18 protein-coding genes are annotated in these 20,087 nt (G+C 69.5%); 11 read left to right on the top strand and 7 right to left on the bottom strand.

The window, feature by feature from the left end:
- Window positions 1–47 precede the first annotated feature (47 nt).
- The gene (locus tag EDD27_RS39245; RefSeq protein ID WP_127936879.1) at window positions 48–497 is read left to right on the top strand and encodes a nuclear transport factor 2 family protein; all 450 of its coding nucleotides are present in this window, start codon (window positions 48–50) and stop codon (window positions 495–497) included.
- Here EDD27_RS39245 and EDD27_RS39240 read toward each other — a convergent pair.
- Window positions 490–1,773 carry an ArsB/NhaD family transporter gene (locus tag EDD27_RS39240; RefSeq protein WP_127936878.1) on the bottom strand — a complete coding sequence of 428 codons (1,284 nt, stop codon included), beginning with the start codon at window positions 1,771–1,773 and terminating at the stop codon, window positions 490–492. The genes EDD27_RS39245 and EDD27_RS39240 overlap by 8 nt on opposite strands.
- Before the next feature lie 346 nt (window positions 1,774–2,119).
- Here EDD27_RS39240 and EDD27_RS39235 point away from each other — a divergent pair, with 346 nt between their 5' ends.
- The 4 genes from EDD27_RS39235 (at window position 2,120) to EDD27_RS39220 (ending at window position 6,836) form a co-directional block, all read left to right on the top strand.
- On the top strand, window positions 2,120–3,706 hold the full coding sequence (locus tag EDD27_RS39235) for a pectate lyase family protein (RefSeq protein ID WP_206641854.1): 1,587 nt from the start codon (window positions 2,120–2,122) through the stop codon (window positions 3,704–3,706).
- Window positions 3,707–3,716: 10 nt separating this feature from the next.
- Window positions 3,717–4,664, top strand: a complete 948-nt coding sequence (locus EDD27_RS39230) for a pectate lyase family protein (RefSeq protein WP_127936877.1) — start codon at window positions 3,717–3,719, stop codon at window positions 4,662–4,664.
- Between the two features lie 126 nt (window positions 4,665–4,790).
- A complete protein-coding gene (locus tag EDD27_RS39225) occupies window positions 4,791–6,029 on the top strand; it encodes an FAD-dependent oxidoreductase (protein ID WP_338324684.1) in 1,239 nt (412 codons plus the stop codon).
- Window positions 6,030–6,200: 171 nt separating this feature from the next.
- Entirely contained in the window at window positions 6,201–6,836 is a 636-nt protein-coding gene (locus EDD27_RS39220) for an HNH endonuclease family protein (RefSeq protein ID WP_127936876.1), read from the top strand.
- 1 nt (window position 6,837) lies between these two features.
- Here EDD27_RS39220 and EDD27_RS39215 read toward each other — a convergent pair whose 3' ends face one another.
- Window positions 6,838–7,515 carry a response regulator gene (locus tag EDD27_RS39215; RefSeq protein WP_127936875.1) on the bottom strand — a complete coding sequence of 226 codons (678 nt, stop codon included), beginning with the start codon at window positions 7,513–7,515 and terminating at the stop codon, window positions 6,838–6,840.
- 10 nt (window positions 7,516–7,525) lie between these two features.
- The gene (locus tag EDD27_RS39210; protein WP_127936874.1) at window positions 7,526–8,671 is read right to left on the bottom strand and encodes a sensor histidine kinase; all 1,146 of its coding nucleotides are present in this window, start codon (window positions 8,669–8,671) and stop codon (window positions 7,526–7,528) included.
- 210 nt (window positions 8,672–8,881) lie between these two features.
- Here EDD27_RS39210 and EDD27_RS39205 point away from each other — a divergent pair, with 210 nt between their 5' ends.
- The 3 genes from EDD27_RS39205 to EDD27_RS39195 are packed head-to-tail and all read left to right on the top strand — an operon-like array spanning window position 8,882 to window position 10,951.
- Window positions 8,882–9,580, top strand: a complete 699-nt coding sequence (locus EDD27_RS39205; protein WP_127936873.1) for a hypothetical protein — start codon at window positions 8,882–8,884, stop codon at window positions 9,578–9,580.
- A gap of 33 nt (window positions 9,581–9,613) precedes the next feature.
- The gene (locus tag EDD27_RS39200) at window positions 9,614–10,162 is read left to right on the top strand and encodes a hypothetical protein (RefSeq protein ID WP_127936872.1); all 549 of its coding nucleotides are present in this window, start codon (window positions 9,614–9,616) and stop codon (window positions 10,160–10,162) included.
- A 21-nt stretch (window positions 10,163–10,183) separates the two neighbouring features.
- Window positions 10,184–10,951, top strand: coding sequence for a class I SAM-dependent DNA methyltransferase (locus EDD27_RS39195; protein ID WP_241564495.1), 768 nt, complete (start codon window positions 10,184–10,186; stop codon window positions 10,949–10,951).
- 6 nt (window positions 10,952–10,957) lie between these two features.
- Here the strand turns inward: EDD27_RS39195 and EDD27_RS39190 are convergent, their stop codons facing one another.
- On the bottom strand, window positions 10,958–11,341 hold the full coding sequence (locus EDD27_RS39190; protein ID WP_127936871.1) for a nuclear transport factor 2 family protein: 384 nt from the start codon (window positions 11,339–11,341) through the stop codon (window positions 10,958–10,960).
- 116 nt (window positions 11,342–11,457) lie between these two features.
- Here EDD27_RS39190 and EDD27_RS39185 point away from each other — a divergent pair, with 116 nt between their 5' ends.
- Window positions 11,458–12,117 (top strand): maleylpyruvate isomerase family mycothiol-dependent enzyme, encoded by a 660-nt coding sequence (locus tag EDD27_RS39185; protein ID WP_127936870.1) that lies wholly within the window; start codon window positions 11,458–11,460, stop codon window positions 12,115–12,117.
- A 27-nt stretch (window positions 12,118–12,144) separates the two neighbouring features.
- Entirely contained in the window at window positions 12,145–12,897 is a 753-nt protein-coding gene (locus tag EDD27_RS39180; protein ID WP_127936869.1) for a DUF429 domain-containing protein, read from the top strand.
- Between the two features lie 4 nt (window positions 12,898–12,901).
- On the opposite strand, the gene EDD27_RS39175 is transcribed toward EDD27_RS39180, so the two are convergent.
- The 3 genes from EDD27_RS39175 to EDD27_RS39165 all read right to left on the bottom strand — a co-directional run bounded on the left by EDD27_RS39175 (window position 12,902) and on the right by EDD27_RS39165 (window position 17,059).
- On the bottom strand, window positions 12,902–14,290 hold the full coding sequence (locus EDD27_RS39175; protein WP_164903992.1) for a type 2 periplasmic-binding domain-containing protein: 1,389 nt from the start codon (window positions 14,288–14,290) through the stop codon (window positions 12,902–12,904).
- Window positions 14,291–14,298: 8 nt separating this feature from the next.
- Window positions 14,299–16,167 carry a vWA domain-containing protein gene (locus EDD27_RS39170; RefSeq protein WP_127936867.1) on the bottom strand — a complete coding sequence of 623 codons (1,869 nt, stop codon included), beginning with the start codon at window positions 16,165–16,167 and terminating at the stop codon, window positions 14,299–14,301.
- 268 nt (window positions 16,168–16,435) lie between these two features.
- Window positions 16,436–17,059: a dihydrofolate reductase family protein gene (locus EDD27_RS39165; protein ID WP_127936866.1), complete on the bottom strand. Its 624-nt coding sequence runs from the start codon at window positions 17,057–17,059 to the stop codon at window positions 16,436–16,438.
- 289 nt (window positions 17,060–17,348) lie between these two features.
- Here EDD27_RS39165 and EDD27_RS39160 point away from each other — a divergent pair, with 289 nt between their 5' ends.
- Window positions 17,349–20,081 (top strand): SpoIIE family protein phosphatase, encoded by a 2,733-nt coding sequence (locus EDD27_RS39160; RefSeq protein ID WP_206641853.1) that lies wholly within the window; start codon window positions 17,349–17,351, stop codon window positions 20,079–20,081.
- Window positions 20,082–20,087 lie beyond the last annotated feature (6 nt).

Here is a 20,087-nt window from a genome sequence, read left to right as displayed (position 1 = left end):
TCTAAGCTACCGGAGAACGCACGTTCTCCATCTGTCGAGGAGGCCACATGACCCGCCCGCCCGTCCCGCCGTTCACCGAGGAGACCGCCCGCATCAAGGTCCAGGCAGCCGAGGACGCCTGGAACACACGCGACCCCGACCGCGTCGCGCTGGCGTACACGGAGGACTCCGTCTGGCGCAACCGCGACGAGTTCCTGAAGGGCCGCGACGAGATCAGGGAGTTCCTGCGCCGCAAGTGGGCCGGGGAACTGGATTACGCGCTGCGGAAGGAGCTGTGGGCGGTGCTGGGCGACCGCATCGCGGTCCGCTTCCAGTACGAGTCCCGCGACGCCTCGGGCCAGTGGTGGCGCAGCTACGGCAACGAGCAGTGGGAGTTCGACGAGTTCGGGTTGATGCGGCGCAGGGAGGCGAGCATCAACGACGTGCGCATCGACGAGAGCGAGCGCCGCATCTTCGGCCCGCGCCAGGGTCCGGAGGAGCCGTTGCCGCTCAGGTGAGGTAACGCAACCACAGGTACGGCGTCGCCAGCGCCACGGTCACCAACGTCACCACGATCCCGTATTTGGTGAACTGCCAGAAGCTGATCGGGGTGCCGTTGCGGGCGGCGATGCCGAGGATCACCACGTTGGCCGCCGCGCCGACGGCCGTGGCGTTGCCGCCCAGGTCGGCGCCGATGGCCAGGGCCCACCAGAACACCTGGGCACCGTCGTTCGCCTGGGCCAGGTCGGCGACGATGGGGCTCATGGTGGCGACGTACGGGATGTTGTCGATGACCGCCGACAACCCGGTGGAGGCCCAGAGCAGCAGCATGGTCGTGAGCGCCAGCTGCCCCTGGGTGGCCTGCGCCGCCGCCTGGGAGATCTGCCGGATCACCCCGGTCTCCACCAGTGCCCCGACCATCACGAACAGCCCGGCGAAGAACACCAGGGTCGGCCACTCGACCTCGCCGATGGCCTGCTCGGTCGTCACCTTGGTGGCCGCCACCAGCACCCCGGCACCGAGCAGCGCCACGACCGACGGCTCGTAGTGCAGCACCGGATGGAGCACGAACGCCGCCATCACCAGCGTGAGCACGGCCAGTGACTGCCAGAGCAGCCTGCGGTCGGCGATGGCCTCCCGCTCGTTCAACATCATGATCTCCGCGGCCAGGTCGGGATCGTAGCTGAACGACTTCCTGAACAACCACCGGCACAATCCGACGAACACCGCGACCAGCACGATGATCAGCGGCGCCATGTGCACGAGGAAGTCGTTGAAGGTCAGCCCCGCGCGACTGGCGATGATGATGTTCGGCGGGTCGCCGATCAGGGTGGCGGCGCCGCCGATGTTGGACGCCATGGCCTCGGCGATGAGGAACGGCGCCACGTGCAGGCTGAGGCGCTCGCACACCAGGAACGTCACCGGCGCGATCAGCAGCACGGTGGTCACGTTGTCCAGCAGCGCCGACGCCGACGCGGTGATCACGATCAGCAGCGCCATGAGGCGGAACGGCCTGCCCTTGGCCCGCTTGGCGGCCCAGATGGCCAGATACTCGAAGACTCCGGTCTGCTTGAGCACACCGACGATGATCATCATGCCGAGCAGCAGGAAGATCACATTCCAGTCGATCCCGGTGTCCTCGTCGAAGAACGCGCCGCCGGCATCGGTGGCGTGGATCAGCAGCATGATCCCGGCCCCGCCGAGCGCCGCCGCCACCCGGTGCACCTTCTCGGTGGCGATCAACGTGTACGCGGTGACGAAGGCGGCCACCGCCACCCAGGCCGTAACCGTCAAAGCGTCTCCAGGATCAGCGCACGGACCACCGATTCGGACTTTCGGCCCACTTGCCGCAAAACCTATCAAGCATCGCCGCGCTCCAGCACAGGTCGCGTTCTACAATCGCTTGCACGATCTGCTCTCGAGCCTGGGGCACTGCAACAAAACTGCACACCCCTACGCATTGACTCGCCTAACAATCGGTTGCATAAAGGGGTGAAGCTCGCGAGTTTACGCGCAACACCACACGCAGTGAGGGACCCGTTCATGTCGCGACGGGTTCCGGTTCGCCACTGCGATCGGGCGCGTACCCCGTCGCGAGGGTCGAGTGCGCCCGGTCGCCTTCACAACCGGAGGCTCCACGGTGCGCAGAAGCAGACGATCAGTGCTCGCCGCGCTCGCGGCGGGCGTTGCCGCCGCGACGGCCGCGGCAACGGTGCTGCTGGGGGTGCCCAGCGCGTCCGCCGCCACGCTGTTCGGCGACGACTTCGAGGACGGTGACGCCGCGGGCTGGTCGAGGTCCGGCGGCAGCTGGTCGGTGGTGACCGACGGCTCCAGGGTGTATCGGCAGTCCGGCACCAGCGCGGACGCCCGCGCCGTCGCCGGCGCCGGATGGGGCGACCAGGCGGTGCAGGCGCGGGTCAAGCCGATCGCGTTCAACGGCTCGGGCCGGCACGTCGCGGTGCTGGCAAGGGCGCAGAGCACCAGCACCTACTACTTCCTCGGCCTGAGCAACGCCGGCACGGTCGTTCTGGGCAAGCGGACCGGCGGCGCACCGATCACCCTGGCCACGGCCACGGTGGCCGCCGGTGACTGGTACACCCTCCGCCTGGAGGCGTTCGGCACGACGTTACGCGGCTTCGTGAACAACGTGCGGGTCGCCACGGCGACGGACGCCTCGATCGGCTCGGGGCGGGCGGGCCTGGCCGGCTATTACGCCAGTGCCGCGTTCGACGACGTGCTCGTGACGGACATCGGCGGCCCGACCGACCCGCCGACGAGCCCGACGTTGCCGCCGCCGGGCACCTGTGACACCTCCGGCACCCCCACCGGGTTCGCCGCCGTCAACGCCTGGGGCCAGAACGGCACCACGGGCGGCGCGGGCGGCCCGACGGTCGAGGTGGACACGGCCGGCGAGCTGATCAGCGCGATCGGCCAGAGCGGGCCGCTGAACATCTGCGTCCGCGGGATGATCACCGTGCCGGCCGGCATGCACAACGTCACCTCCGACAAGACGATCGTCGGCGTCGGCGCCGCGTCCGGCATCACCGGGGGCGGGTTCAACATCGGCCTGCCCGCCGACGACTCGATCACCTCGCCGCCGGCCGACGCCGTGCACAACGTCATCGTCCGCAACCTGGTCTTCAGGAACGCCACCGACGACTCGATCAACGTCCAGATGTTCAGCCACCACGTCTGGATCGACCACAACGACCTGGCCAACGGCTACGACGGGCTGATCGACGTCAAGCGCGGGTCGTCGTACGTCACCGTCTCGTGGAACCACGTGCACGACCACACCAAGACCATGCTGCTCGGCCACGACGACGACAACGACGCCCAGGACGTGGGCCGGTTGAAGGTCACCTATCACCACAACTGGTTCGACCGGACGCCGCAGCGTAACCCGCGGGTGCGGTTCGGGGAGCCGGTGCACGTGTTCAACAACTACTACGTCTACAACACCGACATCGGAGTGGCCTGCCAGGCGAACGCCGGCTGCCTGGTCGAAGGCAACTACTTCGAGCGGGTCGAAGAGCCGGTGAGCAACTCGTACGCCGGTCCCGCCGGAAGATGCGTCGCGCGCAACAACGTCTTCGTGGACGAGTCCGGCACCCCCGACTGCAGCGGCAGCGTGCAGGAGCCCAGCACCTACTACAGCTACACCCTGGACGATCCGAACACGGTGAAGGCTTCGGTCACCGCCGGGTCCGGGACCGGGAAGATCTGAGGAGGCCGCCATGCTGTTCCGACTCGCCGCAGCCGCCGCGCTGCTCCTCGCCCTCGTCCCGGCGCCCGCGAGCGCCGCGGACGGCCCGATCGGGTTCGCCTCCGTGAACGCCCTCGGCCAGAACGGCACCACCGGCGGCGCCGGCGGCACCGAGGTCACCATCACCACGGGCGCCCAACTGCGGGACTACGCCGGCCGGGCGGGGGCGTACATCCTGCGCATCCAGGGCCGCATCCAGATCAGCGACATGGTCACGGTCGTCGCCAACAAGAGCATCCTCGGCGTCGGCTCGACCGCCGAGATCACCGGCGGCGGCCTCCAGCTCGGCTCCACGACCCGCCCCGGCAACAACGTGATCATCCGCAACATCAGGTTCACCAACGCCGAGGACGACTCCATCAGCGTCACCAACAAGGCCCACCACGTGTGGATCGACCACAACGACCTGTCCGCCGGCTACGACGGCCTGCTGGACGTCAAACGGGAGTCGGACTACGTCACCGTCTCCTGGAACAAGTTCCACCACCACAGCAAGGCGATGTTGCTCGGCCACTCCGACACCTACACGGCCGACATCGGCAAGCTGCGGGTCACCTACCACCACAACTTCTTCGACGGCACCGACCAGCGCCACCCGCGTGCCCGCTTCGGCGAGCCGGTGCACGTGTTCAACAACTACTACAGGAACAACTCCCTGTACGGCATCGCGTCCACGCAGAACGCCGGCGTGCTGGTGGAGGGCAACTACTTCGAGAACGTCGCCCACCCGATCCACGTCGGCTACGCGGAGAGCGATCCGGGCCGGGTGGTCGAACGGCGCAACGTCTACGTCAACTCGGGCGCACCGGAGACGGCGGGCAGCGTCGTCGAGCCCGGCACCTACTACGCCTACACGCTCGACGACCCGGCGACCGTCCCGGCGAAGGTCCAGGCCGGGGCGGGCGTCGGCAAGATCTGACCCGACAGGCGAGGGCGGCACGGCGGATCTCCGTGCCGTCCTCGCGACTTTTTCATCCTGTGTTGAATTCCTGCGAGTAGGAGCGCATGCTAGTGGGCAGGGGGTCCGTGCACGAAAGGGACGGTCATGATGGCTGAGAGCACCGGCGTCCTGGTGTGTGGCGGCGGCCCGGCGGGCATGATGCTGGGCCTCCTGCTGGCCAGGGCGGGCATCGAGGTCACCGTGCTGGAGAAGCACGGCGATTTCCTGCGTGACTTCCGGGGTGACACCGTGCACCCCTCAACTGTCCGGCTCATGGACGAGCTCGGCCTCGGCGAGGGCTTCCGCGCCCTGCCGCAGAGCCGCCTGACCAAGGTGGCGTTCCCCGTCTCCGACGGGAGCATCGCCGTCCTGGGCGATTTCGAGGCGTTGCCGCCGCCGTACAACTACATCGCGATGGTGCCCCAGTGGGACCTGCTCTCCTTCCTCGCGAAGGCGGCCGGCGAGGAGCCCGGCTTCACCCTGCGCATGAACACGGCGGCGACCGCGCTGCTGAGAGAGCGCGGCAAGGCCGTCGGGGTCCGCTATCGCACGGCGGACGGCCGGGAAGGGGAGATCCGCGCCGAGCTGACGGTCGCGTGCGACGGCAGGCACTCCACGCTGCGGCGGGACGCGGGTCTCGTGCCCAAGGAGTTCCGCGTGCCGTTCGACGTCTGGTGGTTCCGCCTGCCCAGGTTCGAGCACGAGGCGGGCGTGCCCGCCGGAATCACGCCCGTCGCGCGGGGGGCCGAGGCGCTGATCGCCCTGACCCGCGAGGGCTACTACCAACTGGCGTATCTCACCGCCAAAGGCTCCGACACGCGGCTGCGGACCGAGGGCGTGGAGCGGTTCCGCGAGCGCATCGCCCGCCTGCGGCCGGACTTCGCCGACCGGGTGGACCGGCTGCAGAGCATGGACGAGGTCTTCATGCTCGACGTCAAGCTGAACCGGCTCAAGCGCTGGTACCTCGACGGGCTGCTGCTCATCGGCGACGCCGCGCACGCCATGTCGCCCGCCGGCGGAGTGGGCATCAACCTGGCCGTCCAGGACGCGGTGGCCGCCGGCACCATCCTGGCCGGACCCCTGCGCCGGCATGCCGTCACCCTCAAGGACCTGGCGGCCGTGCAACGGCGCAGGCAGCTCCCCACCGTGATCATTCAGGGCGCGCAGCGGCTGGTGCAACGGGTCATCTTCGAGGCGCAGTTCACGGGCAAACGGTCCGGCCCGCCGAAGTCCCTTCTCTTCCTCGCCCGGGCGATCCCGGGGTTCCGCAAAGTTCCTCCCCGGCTGGTCGGCTTCGGACCCCGTCCGGAACACGCGCCGGCTTTCGCCCGCAGGTCCGGCTGATCAGCACAGTGAAGCGTTGTGGCCATTGCCGCGCTTCGTCCCTGTCCCGAACGGAAGCCGCGTCAATGGCCGATCGCATTATGGGGCGACACGCCGTGATCGTGAGACCGCAATCCGCAATGTTCCCTTTGCCGGTGCCTATGAGCTCCTTTACCGGGTATGGACGACAACATGATCTTCTGGAGGGGGACGATCGTAGCCGTACTCACGCTTCTCGCCATCCCGTTCGTCGCCGTCCCGCGGGCGTCGGCCGACACGCGCGAGCAGACCGATACCGCGGCGGCGGCCCGCCGGATGCTGGGCCAGTTGAAAGTCGCCAAGGCCTTATCCATCCGTGGCTACAGCCACCGGCGCTTCCAGCCCCGATGGGCGCATCACAAAGGCACGTGCAACGCCCGCGAGATGGTCCTGGCGCGCGACGCCCGCCGCATACGCAAGAACGCGGCCTGTCACCCGGTCAAGGGCCTCTGGTACAGCCCGTACGACGGCAAGTGGCTGAAGAGCGAGAAAAAAGTCGACGTCGACCATGTCGTGCCGCTGGCCTACGCCTGGCGTTCGGGCGCCAGGAGGTGGAGCCAGGCACAGCGGCGCGCCTTCGCCAACGACCTCACCCGCCCCGAGCTGATCGTGGTCAGCCACTCCGTCAACATGGCCAAGGGCGGCCAGGGACCGCAGAGCTGGCGCCCGCCCCGTCGCGCCTACTGGTGCCGCTACGCCATCTCCTGGATCACGGTGAAGCACCACTACCGGCTCTTCGTGACCCGGAAGGAGCGGGTGGCCCTGCTCAACATGCTCCGCACCTGTTGATTCAGCGTTGGTCATGCTCCCCGGGCCGTACGAGACCGCTCTCGTAGGCGAAGACGGCCGCCTGGACCCGGGTCGTGAGATTGAGCTTCATCAGGATCCGGGACAGGTGCGTCTTGACCGTGGCCTCGCCCAGGTAGAGCCGGGCCGCGATCTGGGTGTTCGTCAGGCCCTGGGCCAGCAGCTTCAGCACGTCGGTCTCCCGGTTGGTGAGCGACTCCAGCTCGCCCGCCCGGCTCGTGGTGTGGCCGGGATCCGGCTGGCCGGCGAAGGCGGCGATCACCCGCAGGGTCACCCCCGGGTCGAGCAGCCCGCCGCCGGCCGCCACCGTCCTGACCGCCTCGACCAACTGCTCGGGCGGGGCCACCTTCAGCAGGAAACCGCTGACTCCGGCGCGGAGCGCGGCGGCGACGTGCGCGTCCTCGTCGAAGGTGGTCAGCACGATGACCTTGCTCTCGGGGTGGTCGCGGACGAGCCGCCGCGACGCCTCCAGCCCGTCCATCTTCGGCATCCGGATGTCGATGAGCACGACGTCGGGCCGGGTACGCGCGACCAGGTCGAGGGCCTGGACACCGTCGGCCGCCTCGCCGACGACCTCGATGTCCGGCTCGCCGCTGAGCACCAGCCGCAGGCCCACGCGGATCATCGCCTCGTCGTCGACGAGCGCTACCGAGATTGTCATGTCGCCTTTCCTACCAGGTGCGAGGAATGGGGAAGCGGGCGCGGACCGCGAACCCGCCGTCCGGCTCGACACCGGTGTGCAGGCTCCCCTGCACCATCGCCAGCCGTTCGCGCATGCCGACCAGCCCGTGGCCGCCGCGCCTTCCGCCCTGCGCCGGCCGTCCAGGCTCGTTGCGTACTTCGAGGGTGAGCGCCTGGTCGGTGTAGCCGATGGTGACCGCGGTCGGCACCTCGCCGGCGTGCCGCAGCACGTTCGTGAGCGCTTCCTGGAGCACCCGGTACGCGGTGAGGTCCAGGACCGGCGGGAGCTGCGGCGGCTCGGCGGGGGAGTCCAGGGTCACCTTCAGTCCGGCGGCGCGGACGTCCGAGATCAGCTCGTCGACGCGGGCCAGCGACGGCACCGGTGCCGGCCGTTCGCCGTCGACGTGCTCGCGCAGGATGCCGACCAGGCCGCGCATCTCCTCCACCGTCTGCCGCCCGAGCCGCTCCAGCCCGGCCACGATCTCCTGCTCGGCGGGGCGACCGGCGAGCACCCGGCGCAGGCCGCCCAGTTGCAGGGTCATCACGCTGACCGAGTGCGCGACCGCGTCGTGCACCTCGCGGGCGATGCGCGTACGCTCCTGCGCGACCGCCGCCTGCGCGTTCGCCTCGCGTTCGGCGTCGAGAGCGGCGGCCAGCTCGGCCAGCTTGGCCGCCCGCTCGCCGCTGCGCCGGGCCAGCAGCCCCATGCACCAGCCGGGCAACAGGATCGCCGGGATGAAGAACAGCTCCCACAGCGACAGACCGGCGGCCATCGACGCGCTCGTGAACGCCACGGCCGCGGCGCCGAACGCCGCCAGCGAGCGCCGGGGCGGCTCACGCCAGCCGGCCCACGCCACCACCCCGATCATGCCGATCATCGCCGCGCCACCGACTCCCGGCGCGTCGAAGACGACCACGGGTATCGGCAGGCAGGCGGCCGCCATGACCGTGCCGGCCAACGGATGCCACGCCGCGACCACCACCCCGGCACCCAGCAGGACACCCGACACCCACGTGGCGGTGGCGCTGGCGCCGAAGAAGTCGTCCAGCTGGGTCTCCAGCACGGCCAGGAAACCGATCAGCGGTCCGAACACCAGCGGGATGAGGCGGACGTCCCTCAGCCGGGTCATCGTCATGGAAACCGATGGTAACCAGGCACGCCATCGGCCGACTCCCCCAGATGACGGACCCCCGCAGGCCAGAGCATCCGCCGTTCAGCGGACCCGGCTCGGCGGCCGTCCGTCGAAGCGGGGACCGATCACGGTGCGAAACGACTGACGCGCCTGAGGGGGCCGCGGCGGAAGAGTTCTCCCCGCAACGACATTGCGACACGGAGGTACGACGACATGGCCCCCCTCACCCACACCACCACGCCCACCGCGGACGTGCTCCCCGACGACTCCGGCCGGACCAGCCGGTTCCTGCGCCGCGCCGGCGGCGCCGCCCTGATCAGCAGCCCGCTGCTGATGTTCGCCGGCATGATGACCTGCCCGCCCCAGGCCTCGGAGTCGGCTGCCGACTACATCACCTCGCTGGCCCGCGACAGCTTCCTGACGGAGCTGTCGGCGATCCTGCTGCACTACGGCCTGATCGCCGGCGCGCTCGGCGCGCTCGCGGTGCCCGGACTGGTCCGCGGCCGCAAGGGCCGCTGGCCGGTGCTGTTGGGCGTGCTGGCCACCGCCCTGGGACTCCTGAACGTGTCCGGGGCGGTGCGGGACGACTGGTGGCGGATGGTCATCGGGCAGCAACTCCCTCTCGACGCCGCGGTGCGGATCTCCGACACGGTGGACGGGTCGGCGTTCATGCCCTTGTGGAGCGGGACCGAGATCTTGGCCTTCCTCGGCCTGCTCGCGCTGAGCGCCGGACTCGCCCGGGCGGGCGTCGTGGGCTGGTGGCTGACCGCGGTCTACCTCGCCGCCTTCGCCGGGATGATGTTCATCCCGATCGGCATGACGTACGTGGTGGGCATCGTCTTCGCCCTGCTGTTCCTGCCCCTTGGGGTGGCCGGCGTGCGCATCTTCCAGCGCGCCCGCGCCGCCGCCTGACCCACCCGCTCGTGGGATGCCGCTGAGGAGGCGGTGCTCGCGCTCCGCGACCACTTCGCCTCGGCTCGCTTCGCCGACGAGACGACGTACGGAATCCTGCTGGTGCCTGACCCGGGCAAGCTGGACACCCGGCGGCCGATGACCGCCGACGTCAGAGCGGACCAACTCGGCACGCCGGTGAATGACGTGTTCGACGACCGGCTACCCGCAGGGGTCCTCGGCGTAGGGAATGGCGTGCCGTGGACCATGGTGGCCACCGTCACCAGCGTCTACGGGCCCTCTCTGGGCAGTCACCACCATATCGTGGCCGGTCCGGCGGCGGCTTTCACGGTCGCCGGCGTCGACACCAGGGCGCTGATGATCCGTCAGCTGTGGGGAGCCCGGGTCCTGCAAGGCGGCCGTGACCTGCCGGACTGCGAATCCAACCCGAGATGGACGTTCACCCTGTTCCCCGGCGAAGGTCTCACCAGTGGCTTGGCCGAGTCCGGCACCGTGCTCAAGGGCAAGGTACGTTTCCGGCTCGGCAAGCCGGACCGCGGCATCGGGTCCGCACGTGTGGCCCCCGCCATCGCCGTCGTCTGACCGAAAACCGTTGGACAACGCATGCACCTCACGACCATCGTGGGCGGCATGCGTCAGGAGGAGATCTGGGACGCCGAGACCGCGCAGCGCTATGACACGCCGGGGACCGGCATGTTCGCGCCCGAGGTCTTGGAGCCGACCGTGGATCGTCTGGCAGAGCTGGCGGGTGACGGACGGGCCCTCGAGTTCGCCATCGGCACCGGCCGGGTGGCCGTGCCGCTGGCCGAGCGGGGAGTGCCCGTCACCGGCATCGAGCTGTCAGCTCCGATGATCGACCAGCTACGTACGAAGGTGGACGAAGCGACGATCCCGGTGATCGTCGGCGACATGGCGACGGCCGTCGCCCCGGGGACGTACTCGCTCGTCTACCTGGTCTTCAACACGATCTCCAACCTGCTCACCCAGGCCGAGCAGGTCGCGTGTTTCCGCAACGCCGCCCGCCACCTCACCCCCGGCGGGCGGTTCGTGATCGAGCTCTGGGTGCCTGAGCTGCGCAAGCTCCCGCCGGGGCAGCAGGCCACGGTCTGGCACGCCGAGCCGGGCTACATCGGCTTGGACACCTATGACGTGCTGCGCCAGCACGTGGTGTCGCACCACTTCAGGTTCGACGAGAGCAGGCAGGCACACCTGTCCCGCAGCCCGCACCGCTACATCTGGCCGGCCGAGCTGGACCTCATGGCTCAGCTGGCCGGGTTCGAGCTGGAGAGCAGGCACGCCGACTGGGCCGGAGCCGAGTTCACCGCCGAGTCACGGTCCCACGTCTCCGTCTATCGCCTTCCGCCGGACTAGAGGGTTTTACCAGCGCTCCACAAGGTGCTCGCGGCCAGGCAGCGGATCGTACGGCTCCGGCCAGTAGTCAGTGATCCGGCTGATCAGGCCCTGGTCGGAGAGCTCGAACCACACGCATGCGTCCTGATGCTCGGCGCCGACGCGCGCGTCGATCCACGCCGCCGCATGGCGGCCATCGGCGACGACGCGCCGAACCTGAAGGTGCCAATCGCCGGGATATTCCCTGTTGAACTGCAGGTAGGCAGATTTGCCGCGGATGCGTTCGCGGCTCTGCGGCATCTCGTAGACCACGTCCTCGGCGAGCAGGGCGGCGAAGGCTTCCCAGTCGCGTCGCTCGGCGCTGTCGACGTAGGCGTGTACGACGTTTCGGGTCCTGGAGGTCTCGTCCACGCACGGGACCTTATACGCGAGCACCCACACTTGTTCCGTGCAAGCGACGATTCTGCCCCACAGGTGGAGTCCTACCTGGGAGCCATCAGCACCGACCTCGCCGGGAGGACCCCGCCATGACCACCCCGAAACCAGCCCTGCGCCGCGGCGCCGATCTCTGGCCGCTGGTCCACTCCGAGCGCGCCGCCCTGGCGACCGACCTCGCCGATGCGACCGATGAGCAGTGGGCGACGCCGTCCCTGTGCGCGGGGCTGACGGTGCGTGAGGTGCTCGCCCACCTCACCGCCGCGGCGCGCCTCAACGGCGTACGGTGGCTGGCGGGCGTCATCCGCTGCCGGTTCGACTTCGACGAGCAAGTGGTCATGCGGCTGACCGAGCAGCTGGGCACATCCCCGGCGGAGACCCTGGACAGGTTCCGCCACGTCATCACCAGCACCACCAAACCGCCCCTGCCGACCATGGCGATGCTGGGAGAGACGATCGTGCACGGTGCGGACATCCGCCGCCCGCTGGGCATCCACCGCGTCCATCCCATCGAGACCCTCACCCTGGTGGCCGGCTATTACAGCCGCACCGACCAGGTCGTCGTCGCCAAGGGCCGAATCCAGGGCCTGCGCCTCGTCGCGAACGACGGACCCTTCAGCATCGGCTCCGGCCCTCTCGTCACCGGCAGCACGCTGGCGCTGACGATGGCGATGACGGGGCGCGTGACGTACTGCGACGAACTGGACGGCCCCGGTGTCGCGACCCTGCGCGCCCGCTGCGGCACTTCCTGACGCGGCTGTCCCGCCTATGGTGGGGAGATGGTGACGGCCGGGATCGATCTCGCCGCGGAGGCGGTGCGGACCGCGGTGGCGTGGCTCGACTGGCCGGCCGGCCGCGCTCGGCTCGTCCGGGTCGAGGTCGGGGCGGACGACGCTCTGATCGTTGACGCGGCGATGGGTGCGGACAAGGCGGGGATCGACTGCCCGCTCGGCTGGCCCGACCGGTTCGTCGACTTCGTCACCGCCCATCGCGCTGGGCACGTCCACGTGCCGGAAGGGTTGGTGGGCCGGGCCTGGCGGCGGGACCTGGCGTTGCGGGTCACCGACCAGGTGGTGCACGAGCAGACCGGGCTGACGCCGTTGAGCGTGTCGGCCGACCGCATCGGCCACGCCACCATGCGGTGTGCGGCCGTGCTGGCCGAGCTGGCGCGGCGAGGCCGGCCGGTGGATCGGCGAGGTGGCGGGGTGGTCGTGGAGGTTTACCCGGCGGCCTGCCTGAAGCGGTGGGGGTTGCCGTATCGCGGCTACAAACGCGCCGCCAACCTCGGTGAGCTGGGGCGGCTCGTGGATTGCTTGCGGGAGATGGCGCCGTGGCTGGATCTGGGCGAGTACGAGGCGATCTGCCGGGCCTCGGACGACGCCATCGACGCCGTGATGTCCGCGCTGGCCGCCCGCGCATCGGCTCGCGGTCTCGTGACCGTGCCGGCGGGAGAGCAGGATGGCGCGGCAGCCACGGAGGGCTGGATCGCCCTGCCTACCGCACCCTTGGAATGCCTGGTCAACGACAGGTGAAGGCTCAGCAGGGTGGCCGGTCGTCGGGTACCCGGCCGTTCAGGGCCGCCTCCAGCGCGCCGACGGACGAGAAGAACGCCTCCTTCGTCACCCTTTGCTCCCAGACGCCTCGGGCGCACCGGCGGAAGACCTCGCTGAACTGGGCGTAGTAGGGCGACTTCGGCCGCGGCTGGGCCCGTTCGATGGACTTCCTGATCTCCGAGGCCAGCGTGGCGAGCTCGGGCAGGCTCGCGTTGGTGATGTCGGAGCCGTCCTGGCGCGGGCACGCGTGCCCTCCGCCGGCCTGGTACCTCTCGTACACCTCGGTGAGCACGGGGCTGTACCCGCCGCAGGCGAACAGGCGGGCCTGCACCTCCTGGCTGGTGAGCCGCTTGATCAACCGCATGGCCGGGTCCAGCTTGTTCGGCTTGATGTGCCGGGAGATGGCCAGGACCGAGCCGCCGAGCACGCCGCCGTCCGCCGCCGGCGCGCGTACGCCGAACAGGAGCTTCATGTCCGGGCCGCGCATCCGCGGGTCCGACGCGAGTTGATGGAACGCGATCGGCCAGTTGCGCATGTAGGACACCGGCCGCTCGCCGATCCGGCCCTCCTTGAAGGCCACGACACTGCGATCCTCGTCCACCTGGAGCGATTCGCGCAGCACGGTGACGCCCTCCTCCGTGCTGGACAGCACGCGCTTGGACGACCTCAGCGCCTCCCAGGTGTCGTCGCGGTCGTCGTCGAGGGCCACCCGGGTCCTGTCGTCGCCGTCGAGCACCTTTCCGCCGCCGAGCTCGATCATCTCCAGGAAGTTGATCGTGCCCATCTCGTTGTCGTCCAGTTGCAGCAGGTATCCCCCGGACTGCCGGTCCAGCCGGCGGTACTCCAGCGGCGCGTCGGCGGCGAACGGAACGCCGTACTGCTCGCCGTCGATCTGCCCGGCCTCCAACGGACCGGTCAGGAAGCCGGCGCCCTGATCATCCAGCTCGATCGGCTGGATGTAGCCGTGCCTGGCGAACTCGGTCACCCATGCCACGTCGAGCACGAGGACGTCGTACTCGCAGCTGCCGGCCTGGGCCAGCGCCGCCATCTGGGCGCGCCGCACGTCGGTGCTGCCGGAGATCTCCAGCAGCTTGGCGGTCGGGTCCGCGGCCGGCTTGATCAAGTCGTTCCACTCGTCGAACACCTCGCGCCGCACGCTGCCCGTGCTGACGTCGTTGCCGGTGGCCACGACCAGTTCGCCGTCGTGGCCGCCGCATTCCTCCTGAGGCGTCGAGGGCATGGGGATCGGGGTGACGGCGGCCGCCGGCGGGGCCGGTTGAGGCGGTCCCGCCGAGCCGCGGGACTGCAACAGCAGGATCAGCAGCATCAGCAGCGCCCCGCAGCCGAGCGCCAGGAGGCCGTGGTTGCTCACCGGCGGCTTCATCGCCACCCCCGCACCGTGATGATGGCCCGGGTGATCGCCTCTTCCGCGCTGGTGCCCGCCGTCACGCACTGGTACGGCTTCCGCGTGCCCGGCAACGTGGTCACGGCGCACCGATCCTGTCCGAAGACGACGACGTACAGACCCGAGACGGTGGAGGCCTTCTCGAGCGCCCCGGCGATCGCCGTAGCCGCCTGGCCGCCGCCCTCGTTGTCGAACAGGCGGCCGTCGGTCAGCAGCACCACGGGCGCCGGCACCGCCTCGTCGCCCGCGCCGAGCTTGGCGAGCCCGGCCGAGGTGGGCGCATCCCACTTGTCGAACGGGGTGTTCTCGATCTTCGCGGCCACGGTGCCGAGCTGCTCGGGGTCGCTTCTGGCCGCGATGCCGGTCACCTCGGCGGGCCCGTTCCTGGTCTGCGCATGCAGGCCGAACACCTGGACACGATCGCGCGGCCCGAGCATCCTGCTGTTGGCGCGCAGCGCCTCGGCGGCCTGGATGCGTACCGGACGATCCGCCGATCCCGACGTGTCGACGATCAGCCGCAGGTCGAGCTGCGGGCGCAACTCGTCCAGCAACCGCGTCTTCAGCTCGCCGAGCCGCTCGTCGACATCCCTCTCGCTGGACACCGGCACGTTGGGGAAGAGCGGGTGGCTCAGCAACCAGGCGCCGAAGTGATCGACCAGCTTCTCCCGTTCGGCGGAGCGCTGGCCGGGCCAGGTCACCTTGACGTACCGATAGTCGAGCTTGCTCAGTCCGGGATGACGCACCGCGATGAGGTGCGTGCTCTCGCCGGTCCCCGGGCAGCCCTGGACGCGGCCGGCATTGAAGTCCTCCACGCTGTGACCAGGCACCAGCAGCACCATCTTGGGATCGGTCTGCCGGCGCTGGGACTCGTCGGCGAGGTCGTCGAACGCGCACAGCAGCGAGGTGACCGTGTCCGCGCCGAGCCCGTTCTCGACGAGCTCCTGCTCGGCCTGAACGTACTTGTCCTCGGCGAGCTTGCGGCCGGCGAACACGTCGCTGGTGCCGATCAGCGCGGCCATGGAGGTCTCGGGAAACGGGCGCGCGATCGTCATGCCCATCTGCTCGGTCAGGATGTTCCAGACCTTGCTGAACGCGTACTGGCCCGGATCGTCCATGTGTTTGCCGAGCTCCTCGCGCCGCTGCTCGGTCATCGCCAGGACGAGCTGATCCTGGCCCACTTGGACCTCCGGCCCGTTGCCGACCTCCGACTTCAGCCCGCCCGCCGTGAGCTCGGCGACCTCGGCCGCCGTGGTGGCGACCCAGGCGTCGGGCTGCAGGTCGTACAGCCGGGCATACGGCTGGTCGCGGCGGTCCTCCCGCCATTCCCACCTGTTGGTGAACGCGTCCGCGAGGTGGACGGGAGGCGGCGCGACCGCCACGGTCAGCCGGATCGAGGGGCAGCCATCGATGCGGTTCTCCCGCATGTACTGCTGCGTGCGCGTGGTGAGCTCGGTGACATTCTCCGGTGCCGTGACCAGCCGCAGCTCAGTCGGCGCCGGGCACTGGTCGTCCGCTGTGATCACCTGGAACACCAGCCAGCCCCCGGTCGCCAGCCCCGCCCCGACCAACACCAGCAGGCCCAACCGGATGGTCTTCGCGTACGTCTCGTAGAAGCGGCGTAACGCCGGAATGTGCAGCAGGGCCGCGACGACGATCCCGATGCCCACCGGCAGCCACAACTGCATGTGGAAGGGCAGCGTGCGGAAGAGGTTGGTCCACGGCACCAGCACCACGCCCACGATGGCGGCGGCCAAGGCACTGATCAGCGCCTCCTTCGCCGACCTGCCGATGGTCGGCTGATTCGGCTGCGGCGCGGGTGCCTTGTTCTGGCCGGGATCGCTCATGTGAAGGGCTGCCCCCATGTGATCGGGATCACTTCGAGCTTAATTCGCTTCACATGTGTGTGCAGGTGTTAGCCGATAGCTCCGCTTATCGTCCGCGATGCTTCGTCACAACTCATCTTTCGGCCGCGCAGGCGTTCGGCGACCTGCAGCCCCGACAGGCCCGGCATCTCGATGTCGAGCAGGACGAGTCAGGTCGACTGTGCGGGACGCCGGCCGGGCCGACCTGTGAGTACAGCAACAACAGCGATATCACCAGCCACTTCTGCTTCTATGGCTTGACCTCCCTGATCACCCGGTACGTCAGGTGGGTGACGAGGCTGGTGCCCGAGGGGTCGCCGACGGGTTCGAGGGTGATGTCGCCGACGTTGTGGAGCAGCCGCTCGCCTCTGCCGAGAATCATGGGCGCGACGTGCAGGCGCAGCTCGTCGATGAGCCCTGCCGCCAGGTACTGGTTCACCGTCTCGGCGCCGCCCGCGATGGCGACGTCGCGGTCGCCGGCGGCCTCGCGCGCCCGGGCCATCGCCGCCTCGATCCCGTCGGTGACGAAGGTGAACGTCGTGCCGCCCTTCATCGTCAGCGGGTCGCGCGGGTGGTGCGTGAGGACGAAGACCGGCGCGTGGTACGGCGGCTCGTCGCCCCACCAGCCGTTCCAGTCCAGGTCCCAGGCGCCGCGGCCGGGGCTGAACATGTTGCGGCCCATGATGAAGGCGCCGGCCGCGGTGATGCCCTCGATCACCGCGGCGTGCCGCTCGGGCTCACCCAACATCCATTGGTGCAGCCATTGGTGCAGCCGGTCGCCCACGCCGTCGCCGAACGGCTGGTCCAGGCTCTGGTTCGGTCCTGCCACGAAGCCGTCGAGGGACATCGCCATGTCACAAGTGACCTTGCTCATCTCACTGCCTCCTGTGTCTCCGGCGCTCGTCTGGCGCCGCCTTCACGGGGAGGTCGGAGCCGTCCACTCGGTTCTCTACATGCCGGCGCGATTTTTTTCCCGGATGTGCCGGGGGAGACGGGGGAAGGAATCGCCAAAGTGGGTGCTTGCACAGTTGTAATCTGGACATATCCGCCATACGTGAAGATTCCTCCCGGATCGGTAGACGCGTCCCAGAGCCCGGGCTCCGCAGGATCGCCCTTGACCCTGATGGAGGTCCTGGTGACGTGGTGAAGGGCAGGGGATGGGGATGGGCGAACGGGGTGCGCAGGATCCGCAGATCATGTGGACGGAGCTGGTTTCCGAGCAGCGGAAACGGCTCCTGGCGGTGGTCGGTGACGATCTGTGGGGGATCGAGCTCCTGCGGTTCGCGATCCAGCAGGCGGTGGCCGAGCTCGCCGGGCTGGGCGGCATGGTGCACCTGGGCACTCCCGGTTACGGCGGCGGGCTGCGCCTGGCGGTGACCAGCGGACTCCCTCGGGCTTTCACGCAGCAGTGGGAGCGCATTGACGGGACCGGTTCGCTCGCCCCGGCGCGTGCGTTCCGGGATGGTGCGTTCGTGAGGGCGCCCATGGCCAGCCTCGCCGATGGGATGCCCGAAGACGGCGCGACGGCGAGCTGGCCACCGGACAGCGCCGAAGCCGGATCCTGGTCCTGGCCGGTCGGCACGGCGATGGCGGCCGTCCCGATCCTCGGCCCCGGCGGTCCGATCGGCACGCTGTCGATCGTGACGGTCTCCCCGCACGAGCCGTCGGCCGGGCAGCAGGCCTTTCTCGACACGCTGGGCCGCTGGGCCGGCGAGCGCCTGAACAAGTCCGCCGCACCTCCGCCCGGTTCGGCCCTCACGGAGTGGCAGGAACAGCCCGCCGACTCGCAGCCACAGGACCCGCAGGCGGTCGGTACGTGGGACTGGGACATCCGGACCGGAGACGTCATCTGGAACGACGCGATGCTCACCGTGCTCGGCCTCGATCAGAACGCCTTCGACGGACGCATCGAGACCTGGACGGGCGCCATCCACCCTGAGGATCTGCCGTGGGTGCTGTACGACATGGACGAGGCGATCCGCACAGGGAGGCTGCACAGCACCGAGTATCGAGTGTGCCGCCCGGACGGGACGTCCGGCTGGGTGAGAGTTCGCGGCGAAATGGTGCACGATGAGAACGGCGAACCGGCACGCATGGTCGGCACCCTGTGGAACGTCACCAAGACCCATGACGTCCTGCAGACGATCATCGAACCGCCGTCGCGTAACGCCGAGCGCGCGTCCGTGGAGCTGGCCTCCCATATCAGGCAGTTGACCAAGGCGCTGGCCGAGGCGGTCACCGTTCGCGACGTCGTGGACGCCTCCGCCGATCACATCCTGCCGTTGTTCGGCGCCTCCGGGCTGGTGCTCGCTTTCCTGGAGGGCGACCATCTGAGGCCGGTCGGGTCCACGGGGTATCCCAAGGAGTACATTGATCAGCTGGCCCGGATGCCGGCCTCCTGGGGCCTCCCGATCGCGGGGGTCCTGCGGGAGCACACCCCGATCTTCATCAGCTCGCTCGAGGAGTGCATCGAGCGCTACCCCATGACAGCCGATCTTCCCGTGGTGGGAGGCAAGCAGGCGTGGGCCTTCCTGCCGCTGATCGCCTCGGGACGGCCAGTGGGCAGCTGTGTCGTCTCCTTCACCGATCCGCGGGAGTTCACGGACGAGGAGCGCAACCTGCTCACCGCACTCACCGGGCTGGTGGCCCAGGCCATGGAACGCGCCCGGCTGTACGACAGGGAGCACACCCGCGCCAAGGAACTGCAACGCGGGCTGCTCCCGCGCGAGCTGCCCAGCCTGCCCGCGATCACCGCCGCGGCCCGCTACCTGCCGGCCGGCATGGACATGGAGGTGGGCGGCGACTGGTATGACGTCATCTCGCTGTCGGCGGACCGGGTCGCCATCGTCATCGGCGACGTCATGGGGCACGGCGTGTCCGAGGCGGTCACCATGGGCCGTCTGCGCACCGCGGTCCGTACCCTGGCCGACCTGGAACTGTCTCCCGACGAGCTGCTCTCCCACCTCAACGATCTGGTGAGCGAGCTCGGCGACGACTTCTACGCCACCTGCCTGTACATGGTCTACGACCCCACCAACCGTTCCTGTGCCCTGGGCCGCGCCGGCCATCCCCCGCCTGCGGTCGTCCACCCGGACGGCAGCGTGCATTTTCCCGACGCCGACCCGAACTCACCCCTCGGCGCCGCCACCCCGCCCTTCGACACCGTGGAAATGGAGCTGCCCGAAGGCAGTCTGCTGGTGCTGTACACCGACGGCCTGGTCGAATCCTCGATCCTCGACATCGACCAGGGCATGGCCAATCTGGCCACGGCGCTCAGCGGCACGATCTCCGGAGTTCTGCCCAAGCACCAGGAGCACGCCGCCGCGTCGGACGCGACCAAGCTCGAGTGCGCCGAGTGCCTCGAATCCCTGTGCGACAACCTCATCAGCATCCTGCTGCCCCGGCAGGGGACGGCCGACGACGCCGCCCTGCTGGTCGTCCGCACCCATGCGCTGCCGGGCGAGGACATGGCCTCCTGGCCGCTGCCCGAGCACCCCAAGGCCGCGGGCGAGGCCCGCGAACACATCCGGGCCCAGCTCAGCGCCTGGGACCTGGATGAGCTGTCGATGACCACGGAACTGCTGGCCAGCGAGCTGGTCGGCAATGTCATCCGCCACGCCAAGGGCCCCATCCACTTGCGCCTGCTCCGTAGCAACGTGCTGACCTGCGAGGTCTCCGACGGCAGCCTGACCACTCCGCGTATCCGCCGCGCCGCCGAAACCGACGAGGGTGGACGCGGACTCCAGCTGGTCGCCGCGATCGCCCATCGCTGGGGCACCCGCTACACCGGCACAGGCAAATGCATCTGGACCGAACAGCCCTTGAGAGCCGCCGTGCCCGCCCCGTTCACCGAGGCAGACGGCCTGGACCTGCTGGACCTGTTCGACGATGAGTAGAGACGG

Origin of the sequence: Nonomuraea polychroma (assembly GCF_004011505.1) — a bacterium.
GTDB lineage: Bacteria > Actinomycetota > Actinomycetes > Streptosporangiales > Streptosporangiaceae > Nonomuraea > Nonomuraea polychroma.
Note: the sequence above shows the minus strand (reverse complement) of the source record. Positions and strands in the feature narration are given on the sequence as shown.

What these genes read in the sequence shown, in the direction of transcription:
- EDD27_RS39185 (WP_127936870.1), top strand. Translation starts at nt 11,458, where the DNA reads ATGACCACCCCGAAACCAGCCCTGCGCCGCGGCGCCGATCTCTGGCCG.
- EDD27_RS39210 (WP_127936874.1), bottom strand. Translation starts at nt 8,671, where the DNA reads ATGACGATGACCCGGCTGAGGGACGTCCGCCTCATCCCGCTGGTGTTC.
- EDD27_RS39225 (WP_338324684.1), top strand. Translation starts at nt 4,791, where the DNA reads ATGATGGCTGAGAGCACCGGCGTCCTGGTGTGTGGCGGCGGCCCGGCG.
- EDD27_RS39215 (WP_127936875.1), bottom strand. Translation starts at nt 7,515, where the DNA reads ATGACAATCTCGGTAGCGCTCGTCGACGACGAGGCGATGATCCGCGTG.
- EDD27_RS39180 (WP_127936869.1), top strand. Translation starts at nt 12,145, where the DNA reads ATGGTGACGGCCGGGATCGATCTCGCCGCGGAGGCGGTGCGGACCGCG.
- EDD27_RS39230 (WP_127936877.1), top strand. Translation starts at nt 3,717, where the DNA reads ATGCTGTTCCGACTCGCCGCAGCCGCCGCGCTGCTCCTCGCCCTCGTC.
- EDD27_RS39220 (WP_127936876.1), top strand. Translation starts at nt 6,201, where the DNA reads ATGATCTTCTGGAGGGGGACGATCGTAGCCGTACTCACGCTTCTCGCC.
- EDD27_RS39170 (WP_127936867.1), bottom strand. Translation starts at nt 16,167, where the DNA reads ATGAGCGATCCCGGCCAGAACAAGGCACCCGCGCCGCAGCCGAATCAG.
- EDD27_RS39205 (WP_127936873.1), top strand. Translation starts at nt 8,882, where the DNA reads ATGGCCCCCCTCACCCACACCACCACGCCCACCGCGGACGTGCTCCCC.
- EDD27_RS39165 (WP_127936866.1), bottom strand. Translation starts at nt 17,059, where the DNA reads ATGAGCAAGGTCACTTGTGACATGGCGATGTCCCTCGACGGCTTCGTG.
- EDD27_RS39195 (WP_241564495.1), top strand. Translation starts at nt 10,184, where the DNA reads ATGCACCTCACGACCATCGTGGGCGGCATGCGTCAGGAGGAGATCTGG.
- EDD27_RS39160 (WP_206641853.1), top strand. Translation starts at nt 17,349, where the DNA reads ATGGGCGAACGGGGTGCGCAGGATCCGCAGATCATGTGGACGGAGCTG.
- EDD27_RS39245 (WP_127936879.1), top strand. Translation starts at nt 48, where the DNA reads ATGACCCGCCCGCCCGTCCCGCCGTTCACCGAGGAGACCGCCCGCATC.